Source organism: Pluralibacter sp., assembly GCF_019237635.1.
Classification (GTDB): domain Bacteria; phylum Pseudomonadota; class Gammaproteobacteria; order Enterobacterales; family Enterobacteriaceae; genus Enterobacter_B.
In genome coordinates this window covers 1-13,781 of the sequence record NZ_JAFAGS010000163.1, presented here as the reverse complement: position 1 = coordinate 13,781, position 13,781 = coordinate 1, and the positions used below count along the sequence as shown (strand labels likewise).

Annotated in this window: 13 protein-coding genes; 7 read left to right on the top strand and 6 right to left on the bottom strand. The window is 55.1% G+C overall.

The window, feature by feature from the left end; genetic code table 11:
* Positions 1–3 precede the first annotated feature (3 nt).
* The 4 genes from pqiA (at position 4) to rmf (ending at position 3,887) form a co-directional block, all read left to right on the top strand.
* Positions 4–1,272: a membrane integrity-associated transporter subunit PqiA gene (gene pqiA / locus JO226_RS19325; protein WP_296406415.1), complete on the top strand. Its 1,269-nt coding sequence runs from the start codon at positions 4–6 to the stop codon at positions 1,270–1,272.
* Positions 1,262–2,902, top strand: coding sequence for an intermembrane transport protein PqiB (gene pqiB / locus JO226_RS19320; RefSeq protein WP_296406413.1), 1,641 nt, complete (start codon positions 1,262–1,264; stop codon positions 2,900–2,902). The genes pqiA and pqiB overlap by 11 nt, the downstream gene beginning before the upstream one ends.
* Positions 2,899–3,465: a membrane integrity-associated transporter subunit PqiC gene (pqiC, locus tag JO226_RS19315; RefSeq protein WP_296406411.1), complete on the top strand. Its 567-nt coding sequence runs from the start codon at positions 2,899–2,901 to the stop codon at positions 3,463–3,465. Before pqiB ends, pqiC begins: the two co-directional genes overlap by 4 nt.
* 254 nt (positions 3,466–3,719) lie before the next feature.
* Positions 3,720–3,887, top strand: a complete 168-nt coding sequence (gene rmf / locus JO226_RS19310; RefSeq protein WP_296406409.1) for a ribosome modulation factor — start codon at positions 3,720–3,722, stop codon at positions 3,885–3,887.
* Positions 3,888–4,084: 197 nt separating this feature from the next.
* Here rmf and fabA read toward each other — a convergent pair whose 3' ends face one another.
* A complete protein-coding gene (gene fabA / locus JO226_RS19305; protein WP_013366824.1) occupies positions 4,085–4,603 on the bottom strand; it encodes a bifunctional 3-hydroxydecanoyl-ACP dehydratase/trans-2-decenoyl-ACP isomerase in 519 nt (172 codons plus the stop codon).
* 69 nt (positions 4,604–4,672) lie between these two features.
* The gene (locus tag JO226_RS19300) at positions 4,673–6,430 is read right to left on the bottom strand and encodes a Lon protease family protein (RefSeq protein ID WP_296406407.1); all 1,758 of its coding nucleotides are present in this window, start codon (positions 6,428–6,430) and stop codon (positions 4,673–4,675) included.
* A gap of 184 nt (positions 6,431–6,614) precedes the next feature.
* On the opposite strand from JO226_RS19300, the gene matP reads away from it, so the two are divergent.
* A complete protein-coding gene (gene matP / locus JO226_RS19295; RefSeq protein ID WP_296406405.1) occupies positions 6,615–7,067 on the top strand; it encodes a macrodomain Ter protein MatP in 453 nt (150 codons plus the stop codon).
* A gap of 68 nt (positions 7,068–7,135) precedes the next feature.
* Here matP and ompA read toward each other — a convergent pair whose 3' ends face one another.
* On the bottom strand, positions 7,136–8,191 hold the full coding sequence (gene ompA, locus JO226_RS19290; RefSeq protein ID WP_296406403.1) for a porin OmpA: 1,056 nt from the start codon (positions 8,189–8,191) through the stop codon (positions 7,136–7,138).
* Positions 8,192–8,541: 350 nt separating this feature from the next.
* Complete coding sequence (sulA, locus tag JO226_RS19285) at positions 8,542–9,042, bottom strand: SOS-induced cell division inhibitor SulA (RefSeq protein ID WP_296406401.1); 501 nt, start codon at positions 9,040–9,042, stop codon at positions 8,542–8,544.
* A gap of 215 nt (positions 9,043–9,257) precedes the next feature.
* Between sulA and JO226_RS19280 the strand changes: the two genes are divergently transcribed.
* On the top strand, positions 9,258–9,872 hold the full coding sequence (locus tag JO226_RS19280; protein ID WP_296406399.1) for a TfoX/Sxy family DNA transformation protein: 615 nt from the start codon (positions 9,258–9,260) through the stop codon (positions 9,870–9,872).
* Here JO226_RS19280 and yccS read toward each other — a convergent pair.
* Both yccS and JO226_RS19270 read right to left on the bottom strand, forming a co-directional pair.
* Positions 9,869–12,004 (bottom strand): YccS family putative transporter, encoded by a 2,136-nt coding sequence (gene yccS / locus JO226_RS19275; RefSeq protein ID WP_296406397.1) that lies wholly within the window; start codon positions 12,002–12,004, stop codon positions 9,869–9,871. The two genes, JO226_RS19280 and yccS, sit on opposite strands and share 4 nt — an antisense overlap.
* Positions 12,005–12,021: 17 nt before the next feature.
* Entirely contained in the window at positions 12,022–12,468 is a 447-nt protein-coding gene (locus tag JO226_RS19270; RefSeq protein ID WP_296406395.1) for a YccF domain-containing protein, read from the bottom strand.
* A 124-nt stretch (positions 12,469–12,592) separates the two neighbouring features.
* Here JO226_RS19270 and helD point away from each other — a divergent pair.
* A partial coding sequence (gene helD, locus JO226_RS19265; RefSeq protein WP_296406393.1) for a DNA helicase IV occupies positions 12,593–13,781 on the top strand: 1,189 nt, incomplete at its 3' end.

The following is a 13,781-nucleotide window of genomic DNA, read 5'->3' as shown; positions in this document are numbered from 1 at the left end:
TTCATGTGCGAACAACATCATGCAGCGCGGCATATTCTGTGCCCGCAGTGCGATCTGCTGGTGGCCTTACCGCACCTTGAACACCGACATAAAGCGTCGTGCCCGCGTTGTGGCACTACGCTGACCACCGAGTGGGACGTGCCAAGGCAGCGTCCCACTGCCTATGCGCTGGTGGCGCTGTTTATGCTGGTGCTGGCGAACCTCTTTCCCTTTGTGAGTATGAACGTTGGGGGTATCCACAGTGAAATCGAGCTGCTGGAGATCCCGAACGTGCTCTTTACCGAGGACTACGCCAGCCTCGGCTCCTTCTTTATGCTGTTTGTGCAGCTGGTTCCGGCATTCTGTCTGCTCACCATTCTGTTGCTGGTGAACAGAGCTCCCTTGCCGCAAAAAGTGCAAATCGTCCTGGCCCGCATCCTGTTTCAGCTTAAAACCTGGGGTATGGCGGAAATCTTCCTTGCTGGGGTGCTGGTCAGTTTCGTGAAGCTGATGGCCTACGGGGACATTGGCGTCGGCAGTAGCTTTGCGCCCTGGTGCCTGTTTTGTCTGCTTCAGCTGCGGGCCTTTCAGTGCGTGGATCGCCGCTGGTTGTGGGACGATATCGCGCCGATGCCTGCCATCAAACAGCCATTACGCATCGGGGTTTCCGGGCTGCGTCAGGGGTTGCGTTCTTGTCCCTGCTGTACGGCGATATTGCCAGTGGAAAATGGCGTTTGCCCTCGCTGCCAGACGAAAGGTACCGCCCGGCGTAAGCACAGTCTGCAATGGACGATGGCGCTGCTGGTGACCTCCATCATCCTGTATCTGCCCGCGAATATCATGCCGATTATGATTACCGATCTGTTGGGCAACCAGCTGCCTTCCACGATCATCGCCGGGGTTATTCTGCTGTGGAGCGAAGGATCGTATCCGGTGGCGTTGGTGATATTTATCGCCAGTATTATGGTTCCGACGCTCAAAATGCTCGCCATTGGCTGGCTGTGCTGGAATGCCAACGGCAATGGCCCGCACGACAGCGAGCGTATGCATCTGATTTACGAAGTAGTGGAGTTCGTTGGCCGTTGGTCAATGATTGATGTCTTTGTCATCGCTGTGCTTTCGGCGCTGGTGCGCATGGGAGGGCTGATGAATATCTATCCGGCAATGGGCGCGGTGATGTTTGCGCTGGTGGTCGTGATGACGATGTTCTCGGCAATGACCTTTGATCCCCGCTTACTGTGGGACCGCGAGCCAGAGTCAAACCATGAGGAAACACAACAACATGGAAAATAAGAGTGGAGAGGCCAGGGTGCAAAAGGTGAAAAACTGGTCGCCGGTGTGGATCTTTCCCATCGTTACGGCGCTCATTGGGGCGTGGATCCTCTTTTACCACTACAGCCACCAGGGACCGGAGGTGACGCTTATCACCACCAATGCGGAAGGTATTGAGGGGGGGAAAACCCGAATTAAGAGCCGCAGCGTGGACGTAGGCGTGGTGGAGAGCACAATGCTGACGGACGATCTGACGCACGTTGAGATCAAGGCGCGGCTGAATTCCGGGATGGAGAAGCTGCTGCACAAAGACTCCGTGTTCTGGGTCGTCAAACCGCAGGTTGGCCGTGAGGGCATCAGCGGCCTCGGAACGCTGCTTTCCGGCGCCTATATTGAGCTACAGCCGGGGGTTAAGGGGTCCAGGCCGGGCCGCTATCAGCTGCTGGATGCGCCGCCGCTGGCGCCGCCGGATGCGAAAGGGATCCGCGTGTTGCTGGAGAGCAACAAGGCAGGACAGCTTTCCCCTGGCGATCCGGTGCTTTTCCGTGGCTATCGCGTAGGGTCTGTTGAGACCAGCACCTTCGATCCGAAGAAAAGAACCATCAGCTACCAGCTGTTTATCAATGCGCCGAACGACCGTCTGGTGACGACGAATGTGCGTTTCTGGAAGGACAGCGGGATTGCGGTGGATTTAACCTCCGCCGGGATGCGGGTCGAAATGGGTTCGCTTTCTACCCTGTTCGGCGGCGGCGTGAGCTTTGATATTCCTCAAGGTCTTGAACTGGGCCAGCCGGTTGCGGAGAAGACGGAGTTTACGCTCTATGATGACCAGAAGAGCATTGCCGATTCGCTGTACACCGATCATATCGATTACCTGACGTTCTTTAAAGATTCCATCCGCGGGCTGCAGCCGGGCGCGCCGGTTGAGTTCCGCGGCATTCGTCTGGGGACTGTAGATAAAGTGCCGTTCTTCCCGCCGGGAATGCGTCAGAAACTGAATGACGACTACCGGATCCCGGTGCTTATCCGCATTGAGCCGGAGCGGCTTAAGGCGCAACTGGGCGAAGATACTGATGTCGGCGTACATCTGAATGAGTTGCTGGGCCGCGGTCTGCGCGCCTCGCTGAAAACCGGCAACATTGTGACCGGCGCGCTGTATATCGATCTGGACTTCTATCCGAAGGCGGAACCGATGACGGGCAGCCGAAGCTTTGCCGGATACGTTATTATCCCGACGGTGAGCGGCGGTCTGGCGCAGATCCAGCAGCGTCTGATGGAAGCGCTGGATAAGATCAATAACCTGCCGTTGACCCCGCTGCTGACGCAGGCGACCAGTACGCTCTCGGAAAGCCAGAAGACAATGCAGCGTATGCAGACGACGCTGGATAACCTGAATAAGATAACTGCGAGCCAGTCAATGCAGCAGTTGCCTGCGGATATGCAGAGCACGCTGCGTGAACTCAACCGCAGTATGCAGGGCTTCCAGCCAGGCTCGGCTGCCTATAACAAGATGGTGGCGGATATGCAGCGCCTTGATCAGGTATTGCGCGAGCTGCAGCCAGTACTGAAAACTCTCAATGATAAGAGCAATGCGCTAGTGTTCGAAGCGAAGGATAAAAAGGATCCACAGCCGAAGAGGGCGAAAGAATGAAAAAATGGCTACCGGTGGTAGTGGCGTGCCTGTTATCCGCATGCAGCAGCAGCGGCAGTGATAGCAAAACGTACTATCAGCTGCCGCTTCCGCAGGCTGGCGCGCAGAGCAGCGCCAGCCAGAACAGCCACCTGCTGTGGGTTGAACAGGTCAGTATTCCTGATTATCTCGCAGGGAACGGCGTGGTATATCAGACCAGCGATGTGCAGTATGTGATAGCCACTAACAACCTGTGGGCGAGCCCGCTCGATCAGCAGCTCAGAACCACGCTGGTGGCTAACCTCAGCGACCAACTGCCGGGCTGGGTGGTGGCGTCACAGCCGCTTGGCAGCGACCAGGATACCCTGAACGTCAACGTCAGCGGTTTCCACGGACGTTATGACGGGCGTGTTATCGTCAGCGGCGAGTGGCTGTTGAAGCATCAGGGGCAACTGATTAAGCGTCCATTCCACATCGAGCTTAAGCAACAGCAGGATGGCTATGATGCGATGGTGAAGTCGCTGGCCCAGGCCTGGAGCCAGGAGGCGGCGGCGATTGCCCAGTCGATTAATCGTCTGCCATAAGTAAAATCTGTTAGAAAAAACCGTCGCGAACTGCAGCTCCGCGACGGTTTTTTTTGCTTCTTCGCTCAGGTTGTTACCTGTGCCAGCTCACACTTTTTGTACAAATGAAATTTTGAGTAGCTCACAAATATGACAATGGCGTGAATTTTGCGCATTGACGATTCCGGCAATTCACGGTATCTCTTATAGGTGATTGCATATTTTGTAATCACTGTTTTCTTTTCCACCAGATCTAAAAATGAGGGAAACGAGGCATGAAGAGACAAAAACGAGATCGCCTGGAACGGGCACATCAACGTGGTTACCAGGCCGGCATTGCCGGGAGATCGAAAGAAATGTGTCCTTACCAGACCTTAAATCAAAGGTCTCATTGGCTGGGAGGCTGGCGAGAAGCCATGGGGGACAGGGCAGTAGTCGCCTGATGCTGTCTCTTTAAATTAAGAAGCCTCCATACATGGAGGCTTCGCCGTTTATACTCGTCACACTTCAAGTTGCATGTGCGTTGGCTACGTTCACTCACCCCAGTCACATAGTTATCTATGCTCCTGGGGATTCGTGAACTTGCCGCCTTCCTGCAACTCGAATTATTTAGAGTATACATTGCATAAAACAGAGGGGATCAGAACGCGGAAGTATCCTGGAACAGACCCACTTTCAGGTCGGTTGCGGTATAGATCAGACGACCATCAACCAGCACTTCGCCATCGGCCAGACCCATGATCAGACGACGGTTAACGATGCGTTTGAAGTGAATACGGTAGGTCACTTTCTTCGCGCTCGGCAGAACCTGGCCGGTAAATTTCACTTCACCTACGCCCAGAGCACGGCCTTTGCCTTCGCCGCCCAGCCAGCCGAGGTAGAAACCTACCAGCTGCCACATGGCGTCAAGACCGAGGCACCCCGGCATGACCGGATCGCCGATAAAGTGACAACCGAAGAACCACAGGTCCGGATTGATATCCAGTTCTGCCTCAACGTAGCCCTTATCGAAGTTGCCGCCCGTTTCCGTCATTTTGACGACACGGTCCATCATCAACATGTTCGGTGCTGGCAGCTGCGGGCCTTTAGCGCCAAACAGCTCACCGCGACCAGAGGCAAGAAGGTCTTCTTTTGTATAGGATTCGCGTTTATCTACCATGTTTTCAGTAAGCCTTATTTTGAGTTCGCGACGCAGGATAGCTAACACGTGTACGCTGAACAAGTCCGATCAGTTGGAATTAAACCAGTTTAGCCAGCGCAGCGGCCAGGGGCGATGATGCGCGTCCTGTTGTGTTGCCTGCGCGATACGTTCCTGAATAGTTTGCAGCAGTGTCGTTTTGCCTTCGCCATCCCACACCAGTTGGGTCAGGAGCGGGAGGGCATCAGTAACATCATCGATCGCCCAGAGCGAGAACTCGCCAGCCTCTATCGCCTGCTGCACGTCCTGCGCCAGGCTCAGATGACGAATATTCGCCGACGGAATTATCACACCCTGTTTCCCTGTCAGACCGCGCTGCTGGCAGATGGCGAAAAACCCTTCAATCTTCTCATTCAGTCCCCCGACAGGCTGCGCCCGGCCAAACTGATCGACAGAACCGGTAATGGCAATGCTCTGATTCACCGGAACATTGGCCAGGGCGCTTATCAGCGCGCAGAGCTCCGCCATGGAGGCGCTATCACCGTCGACTTCGCTGTAGGACTGCTCAAACGTCAGCGAGGCCGAGAAGGGGATCTGCTGCTCAAGACCCAGCTCCGCCATCAAGAACGACTGCATAATCATCATGCCCTTAGCATGGATGTTTCCGCCCAGCTCGGCTTTGCGTTCGATATCGATAAATTCACCGTCGCCGATATGGACCACACAGCTGATTCGGGACGGTTCGCCGAACGCACGGGGGTGTCCCGGGAATTCGATGACAGACAGCGCATTAATTTGGCCAACCTGTTCACCGTCGGTTTCGATGAGGATCTGCTCAAGTAGAATTTCATCCTGCATCCGCTCCGCGAGATACCCCTCGCGCCACTGGCGCTGAGTAAGCATTGTCGCAAGCTGCTCGGCGTTCAGGCTGCCGGTATCGCAAAAGGCGGCCGCTTCACGCAGTTGGCGGCCAATCCACAGCGGACAAAGCGGCAGCGTTTGCTGATCGCCGGTATAACGCGCGGCTTCCTGGATAAGCAATGGCCAGGCCGACGCGTCAGGCCCCGGCAGATTCTGCTGGTGCGCGATATGCCACACCCACTGGCACCACAGCTTTTGCGTCTCTTCGTCAACAATCTGCAGATTGTCTTCATATTCACTGTAGATGATAGTGTCGTACAGCTCCGGCTCTATTTCCTGGAAATCAGCAAGCGATTCCCGTTCGCCGACCAGCATCACCTTCAGCGACAGCGGCATGGCCGGGATACTGACGGGCAGGGGACGCGCGTCATCAAAGGAGAGCCAGCGGAAACGCTGCTGGGTGACGATGTTTTTCAGCCGCATCCAGAGCAGCGGTTGCGCAAGCAGTGCGCGCAGAGAGAGGATCAGCACGCCGCCGTTAGCCTGATGCACCAGGCCCGGCTGCAGGCTAATTTCACCATTAAACTGACGTACGCAGCCAAACAGCTGCTCAGCCTCCACCCAATCGGCGTGAATGACAGGCCCCAGGCTTGCAAAATTATCGCCTGCCTGCTCTGCGGGCTGCATCGTCACGTTTTTACCCTGGATCTGGTAATTAACGCCGGTCAGCGTTTCCTCGGGTTCTCGCAGCGCGACGGTTGCATCATTCAGCAGTTGAAAATAGTCGGGTTCTTCCGGCGCTTTCACCAGCAGAAATGAGGAGATCGCCTGCGGATGGAGAAATTGCTCCAGCGCGTAAAATAAGCGCGCCTGAGTGTCACTCAGCAAAGAATCGGGTTCCGAAGCCAGACTGGGCTGCGCAAACAGCGTCTGATAGGCTTCAGTATCAGGGATAAGGGCGCGTCGGGGAAGTTTAGTAATGGTCAAAGTCGCTGTTTTTTAGTTAGATGTAAAGCGAAGGATTATACCCTATGCTGCCAGTGAGCACACGGGGAATAGCGGGCATCTTTTAGACGCTCCCTGGCATTGCGCACGGAAGGTGATTTCTTCTCAGCACATCGGTAAAAACCTGTTATTCTGAAATGAGTTACACGGTCACATTGAGATCGCAATGAAATATCAACAACTGGAAAACCTTGAAAGCGGCTGGAAGTGGAATTACCTGGTAAAGAAGCATCGTGAAGGTGAGCTGATTACCCGCTATGTTGAGGCCAGCGCTGTTCAGGAAGCGGTAGATGTGTTGCTGACGCTCGAAAATGAACCCGTGCAGGTTAATGGTTGGATTGAGCAGCATATGAATCCTGACCTGCAAAACCGCATGAAGCAGACCATTCGTGCGCGGCGTAAGCGGCATTTTAACGCCGAGCATCAGCATACGCGTAAGAAATCTATCGACCTGGAGTTTATGGTCTGGCAACGGCTGGCGGGGCTGGCGCAGCGTCGCGGCAAAACGTTATCCGAAACCGTTGTGCAACTGATTGAAGATGCGGAAAACAAAGAAAAGTACGCGACGAAGATGAGCAACCTGAAGCAGGATTTGCAGGCGCTGTTAGGCAAAGAGTAGCCTTCGCGCTTTACGTTCTGGAGAATAAAAAAACCCCGCAGCGCGGGGTTTTTTATAAGACGATAAACTTAAGCCTGCGGCTGAGTTACAACGTCTTTGATACCTTTAACTTCGATCTCTACGCGACGATCTGGTGCCAGGCAGTCGATCAGTGCAGCGCGAGCTTTCACGTTGTTACAGGTGCTGCCAGTAACCGGGTCAGATTTGCCCATGCCACGTGCAGAGATTTTGTTAGCCGGGATACCTTTGGAAACCAGGTAATCTACAACAGACTGTGCACGCTGGGTGGACAGTTTCTGGTTGTAAGCTTCGGAACCGATGCGGTCAGTGTAGCCCAGAACAACGACGGAACCGTCTTTCGGATCCAGGTTGCTCAGCTGGGAGTACAGCTGATCCAGTGCCTGCTTACCTTCCGGTTTCAGGGTTGCTTTGTTGAAGTTAAACAGAACGTCAGACTTCAGAGTGAAGTGCTTGGTCTGTACTTCTGGAGCCGGAGCCGGAGCCGGAGCGATGACTGGAGCAGCAACTTCGCCCTGGCCGAAACGGTAGGAAACACCCAGGCTCAGCATGCCGTTGTCCGGACGAACGCCAACAGTACTTGCGTCACCGATGTTGTTAACCCACTGGTATTCCAGACGAGTTGCGATGTCACGGGTGATTGCCCACTCAACGCCACCAGCAACCAGCGGAGAAACGCCGGTGTCGTGGTTGTCGCCAGCGATGTTGTTGCTGGAGTCAGCGCGCCATACCATGCCGCCCAGACGGGTGTAGATGTCCAGGTCGTCAGTGATCGGGTAACCCAGTTTAGCAGTCAGCTGAACGCCCTGAGCTTTGAATGCGCCGTTAACTGCGTCGCCTTTGTACGGCATACGACCCAGCCAGTCATAACCCATTTCGAAACCAACATACGGGTTCACCTGGTAACCACCGAACGCACCGGCACCCACCTGGCTGCTGTGAGTCGGGCCGTTGTTGTTCAGTTCATCGTTGTACCAACCGGTATCATGGAACTGAGACCAGCCCAGTTTACCACCTGCATACCAGGTATTATCTTTCGGTGCGGCCTGCGCTACGGTAGCGAAGCCAGCCAGTGCCACTGCAATCGCGATAGCTGTCTTTTTCATTTTTTGCGCCTCGTTATCATCCAAAATCGCCATGAAGCTCCATCAGGAATTCACGGTTAAATCCTTCACCGGGGGCGTGACTTGTTAATAACTATGCCAATATATAGTGTCAGCCGAGCACCCCTGGCGATGTAAAGTCTACAACGTAGCTGAAAACTTACAAGTGTGAAGTCTGTCAGGCATATGAAAAAAAAAGAATTGTATACACATTATTTAACAAATGTGCTTATTTTTTAGACGGGGCAAAATGCTGCAAACCGCGCCAGACAAGCATTCCCGCAAAATTGACCCTAAGAAAGAGTGGGTTATCGACCGTCTAAAAAAAATACCAGGAAAAATCTTAAATTCACTCAATGAAACACATTTGAGTGAATTTTTGCACTAGAAAATTGTCTCGGTGGCAGGGAGGTGTTGCGTACAGGACGCATAACAAACCCCAATGCGTTACCTTCTTCCGCGGCGTTGACGAGGCGAATATGCTCCTCTTCGGTCAATGCTTCCGGCAACCAACCGATGACGACGCTATAGTTACCGGTGCGCAACGCGCGAATCATCGATTCCAGCGTTTCCTTTGGCGTCATCTGATTTGCCTGCATCACCTTAGAAAGCGATAATCCGGACGCCTGAACCCACTGGCGGCTTAGCTTCTGTTGCGGCGTCAACCACAGCTGCCAGCGCTCCTGCTGCCCCAGTTGCTGCAGCAGCGGCAACAACAGCAACTGCGTCATCATTGGCTGGTCTTCACGGTAAAGCACTTCGCTGATCAGCCCGCTTGAAAAGGGCTGAGAGGGGCGACCTGTTGTGGACGCCGGGGTCATTGATGAGCGATTAACATAACCAGAAGTGTACATAGTGCATCCCGCCTTGTGGGTTACTGTATGAATATACAGTACATCCACTGAGTACAAAGATCAACCTCATTTTCTGAAAGGATCTCGCAAATTTGTCCGGTTACGGTGATCTGTTGCAGGTTCATCTTGCTCCCGTACCCGAAGTTTCTTATTTTCCCTGTTAGCGGATCCGTTATCACATTTTAAATCTATGTCCATGATTACAGGGAATAATCATGAAAAATTTATCTTATCAACGGATCTATGAATCTGAAGAATGTTTGTCGCCTCTGGGAAAGATTCGCCATCGCGCGTTGTTTGGCGGGTACAGTCTCTCCGTCGACGACACGGTATTCGCCATGGTCGCGGAGGGGGAGCTTTACCTCAGGGTATGCGAGGAAAGCGCAACCTATCACGTCGCGCATCCGCCGACGCTGCTAACGTTATCGAAACGCGGCAGGCGGGTCTCCCTGAACTATTACCTGGTGGATGACGAATTATGGCTGAACAGACCTTTGCTCTTGCAGTTGTCGAAGCAGGCCCTTGGCGAAGCACTACAGGAGAAGCGACGACGTCGGGGAACAGGAAGGTTGAAGGATTTACCCAATATCTCTTTCCAACTGGAGATGCTGCTACATGAAACCGGCGTCAACGATCCGCAAACGCTGCGGGCGTTAGGTTCCGCCACTGCCTGGTTTCGGCTGCGCAGGATCAGGAAGGATTTAAACGTCAGCGTTCTGTTTGCTCTGGAAGGCGCAATTCTTGGGCTCCACGCGGCGGCGATTCCGCACCAGCGGCGTCAGCATCTGCAGGAATGGGCTGAGATGCTGACGGAGGAGAAGAGAGGTTAGCGCGGTTGATGAAGCACCTGCTGCTGCAGACGGCAAATCTCCGGCAGCAGGCTTACCATCAGGCCAATCTGCTGTAGCACCAGCGGCTCTTTGCTGTCGGCCCTTGGCTCAAGATGACGGATCCTCTCCATCAGCCCGGATAGCGAGCATTGTACGCGCTGCTCATCTGCCGGGGTATGGTGAAAGGCGTCATCCACATAGCAGACGGCATCGTCAAGCAGCGTCAGGATTTCCGCATTTCCAAGCTTTTCCCGGTGGGCGCCCAGCGCCGCGATATAGCTGGTAAACGTGTGATTGAGGCACAGCAAACGGAACGCGGTTTCCCGCATCTCATCCGTCATACGCGGCTCCGTTGACATGTTGGAGACCACGGAGGCCATTTCCGCATCGCGGTTCCAGGCATCGCGACGGGCGATGCGGTATGCCAGGCGGTTATCACGCCCCTGATGATACTGTTCGAGGATCGCGTCCAGATAGCGGCAGTTCGCGTCAATGGCCCGCTCCAGCACTCTTGGTAGGTTGCGGAACTTCCAGTCCGGCCAGATAAAGCTGACGGCAGCCCAGGCGATGGCGCAGCCAAGCAGGGTGTCGAAGATGCGCGGCAGGGCGACTTCGAACCCTTCGCCCAGCAGGTTGAAGCACAGCAGCACCAGCAACGTGATGAACATGGTCGCATGCGCATACTGGACGTTGCGAAACGAAAAGAACAGCACGCCGGTAAGGACGATCAGCAGTAGTTGCCCCTCAACAGACGGTACCAGCAGCAGCACCGGCAGACCAATCGCAACGCCTGTCAGCGTACCTACGATACGCAGCGCCAGGCGGTGCCGGGTGGCGTTGTAGTTAGGCTGGCAGACAAACAGGCTGGTCAGCAGGATCCAGTAGCCGTGATTGAGCCCGGTAAACTGAATGAAGGCATAGCCCGCGCAGAGCACCAGCGACATTCTGACCGCATGGCGAAACAGCGCCGACTCCGGGGAGAGGTTGCGGCTCAGGCGTAAGCGGATATCGCTAAACCCGTGCAGGCTGTCGTCGGCGAGCAGCGTTTCTGTTTCGCTTTGCGGCAGCGCCTGTTGTTGCTCTGACTCTATCGTGGCAAGCATCGCGTCGATGGCCCGCAGATTATTGAGCAAAAATCCCAGCGCTTTCATCTGTTCGGTGGGCGCGCCGCTGGCTTTCACGCGATCGAGCGCCGCATCAAGGTGGGCGAACACGCGTTCAAAGCGCCCGTCGTGCTGGTAGGGAGTACGCAGCAGAATGGATTTCGCCAGTTGCTGACACGCCTGCGACTGCATCGACATCAGCCGCTGAAAGCGAAACATCACGTCGCTGTAGCGAAAGTTGTCCCGCAGCATCTGATACTGGATGTGCGATGAACTGGCGCGCTCGTGAATATCCTGGGCGACAAAATAGTAATGCAGCGTCCGACGGGTACCGCGCTGGCCGCGATCGCCGCGCAGGCGGGTCAGCAGCGAGGTTTTAGTCTGATTCAGGGTGGCGACTAACTGTCCATTCGCCAGCGCCAGTTCATACATCGGCGCCTGGCTCTCATCCTCAATATCCGGATCAAACAGGCGCGATTTCAGCTCAAGATAATGGGCCAACTGTTCAAAGCTGCGGGCGAGGTTATCCTGCAACGGGCGGATGGGAAAAATCAGGTGCCCCGTCAGCGTCAGCAGGTTATACCAGACCGCACCGGCAATCAGCAGCAGCGGCTGCTGATACCAGTGGTCGTAGAGCGAGACGCCAAGCATCGTATAAATCGCGATAAGCAGGGCGCCGAAGGCAATGGTGGCGTAACGCTGGCCCAACCCACCGAGCAGGATAAAGCCGCTGGTCGAGAGCGTTAGTCCCAGGGCGAACGCCCAGGGCCAGGGAAACAGCAGCTCGACGGAGGAAGAGGCGATGAAAAAACAGATCAGCGTGATCACCAGATTGCGTAACCGCCCGGTGAGGCGATCGTCAAGGTCGGTGAGCGCTGCCGCCACGACGCCCAGCGTCAGCGGGATAGTCAGCTTAACCTCGCCCAGCCACCAGGGCAGGGCGACGGTACCGCAAAGGGCGATAAAAATTCTGACGTTATACAGCCAGGCGCTGTTCCGGGTATAACGTCTGATGACGGGACTTAGCATGCGAGCCTGTGTCCCAATCACTGAAAACGACGACGGGCGTTGGCTTCCCGCGCGGCGCGGGCCACTTCTACAGACACCACGCGACGCCCAACCGGCCACAGCGCGATGGCGGCGATTTTAAAGTTCGCAATGCCGACCGGGATACCGATTATCGTTATGCACTGCATGATACCGGTGCATATGTGCATCAGACACAACCACCAGCCGAACAGCACAAACCACAACACGTTCAGCAGAGTGCCTCCCGCATTGAGCAACGTATTTTTATTACCAGGTTCCAGCTCATCAACATGAATCGCTTCGTTCCCATAAGGCACCAGCGATAATTTTGTTATCTCCCAACATGAACGCGACAGTGGTAGCGTGATAATCAAAATCACGCTGGCCACCGTTGCGACCAACCACCCCAACGTAGTGGCAAAGCCACCCAAAACAAAATTCAAAATATTCAGAACGGTACGCATACGACCTCTGTTCAGTCCAGTGAATAAGAAGACCCGACAATTGTAACGTTTTTTTAGGCTGGAGCACCTGGTATCTGGCGGTTACACTGTCAGACATAAGTATAAAACCGGGATTTAGCAAGACATGGAACTAAAAGCAACAACGTTGGGCAAGCGCATGGCGCAGCACCCGTACGATCGCGTGGAACTTCTTAATGCCGGTGTTAAGGTGTCTGGCGATCGCCATGAATATCTTATTCCTTTCAATCAGTTGACCGAGATTCACTGTAAGCGGGGGCTTGTCTGGGGAGAGCTGGAGTTCGTGCTGCCCGAGAATAAAGTGGTGCGTTTACACGGCACCGAATGGGCCGAAACGCAGCGATTTCATCGCCACCTACAGACCCGCTGGCAGCAGTGGAGCGACGAGATGAGCGCGATTGCCGCCGATCTTCTGCAACAGCAACTCACGGTAATTGCCCGCCATACGGCGGAAGGCAAGTGGTTAACCCGTCAGGCGATCGCCAGCCTGCGCCAAAACATTCTCAGCGCGCTTGAGGGACTGCCGATTCCCACGAGCCGTCTTGATACCTTCGCCAACTGTCGTGAGCTCTGGCGACAGTGCCAGGCCTGGCTTCAGGATATGGATGCCAGCCGTCTGCAGCATAACCAGGCATTTACCGAAACTATGCTGGCGCAATACTCGGCGTTTTTTGAACATATTGAATCATCGCCGCTTAACCCAGCTCAAGCCCGTTCGGTGGTAAACGGTGAGCGATCGCTGCTGGTGTTGGCGGGGGCTGGAAGCGGAAAAACGTCGGTACTGGTGGCGCGGGCGGGCTGGCTGATGGCCCGTGGCGAAGCCGCCGCCGAGCAGATCCTGCTGCTGGCTTTCGGTCGTAAAGCGGCGCAGGAGATGGACGAGCGTATTCGCGAACGTCTCAATACCGACGCGATTTCAGCGCAAACCTTCCATGCTCTGGCGCTGCATATTATCCAGCAGGGGAGCAAAAAAGTTCCTGTTATTAGCCAACTGGAAAACGATGCTGCCGCACGACAGACGCTGTTGATCCGTTGCTGGCAGCAGCAGTGTCAGGAGAAAAAAGCGCAGGCGAAAGGCTGGCGGCAGTGGCTGAAAGAGGAGATGGGCTGGCAGGTGCCGGAAGGCGACTACTGGCGCAATGAAAAATTGCAGAAGCGGCTGGCGGGAAGGCTTGACCGCTGGGTCGGGCTGATGCGCATGCACGGTGGTTCCCAGGCGGAGATGATTGCGGCGGCTCCCGACGAGGCGCGCGAACTTTTCGGCAAGCGTGTGAAGCTGATGGCGCCGCTGCTGA

What these genes read in the sequence shown, in the direction of transcription:
- pqiA (WP_296406415.1), top strand. Translation starts at nt 4, where the DNA reads ATGTGCGAACAACATCATGCAGCGCGGCATATTCTGTGCCCGCAGTGC.
- pqiB (WP_296406413.1), top strand. Translation starts at nt 1,262, where the DNA reads ATGGAAAATAAGAGTGGAGAGGCCAGGGTGCAAAAGGTGAAAAACTGG.
- pqiC (WP_296406411.1), top strand. Translation starts at nt 2,899, where the DNA reads ATGAAAAAATGGCTACCGGTGGTAGTGGCGTGCCTGTTATCCGCATGC.
- rmf (WP_296406409.1), top strand. Translation starts at nt 3,720, where the DNA reads ATGAAGAGACAAAAACGAGATCGCCTGGAACGGGCACATCAACGTGGT.
- fabA (WP_013366824.1), bottom strand. Translation starts at nt 4,603, where the DNA reads ATGGTAGATAAACGCGAATCCTATACAAAAGAAGACCTTCTTGCCTCT.
- matP (WP_296406405.1), top strand. Translation starts at nt 6,615, where the DNA reads ATGAAATATCAACAACTGGAAAACCTTGAAAGCGGCTGGAAGTGGAAT.
- ompA (WP_296406403.1), bottom strand. Translation starts at nt 8,191, where the DNA reads ATGAAAAAGACAGCTATCGCGATTGCAGTGGCACTGGCTGGCTTCGCT.
- sulA (WP_296406401.1), bottom strand. Translation starts at nt 9,042, where the DNA reads ATGTACACTTCTGGTTATGTTAATCGCTCATCAATGACCCCGGCGTCC.
- JO226_RS19280 (WP_296406399.1), top strand. Translation starts at nt 9,258, where the DNA reads ATGAAAAATTTATCTTATCAACGGATCTATGAATCTGAAGAATGTTTG.
- yccS (WP_296406397.1), bottom strand. Translation starts at nt 12,004, where the DNA reads ATGCTAAGTCCCGTCATCAGACGTTATACCCGGAACAGCGCCTGGCTG.
- JO226_RS19270 (WP_296406395.1), bottom strand. Translation starts at nt 12,468, where the DNA reads ATGCGTACCGTTCTGAATATTTTGAATTTTGTTTTGGGTGGCTTTGCC.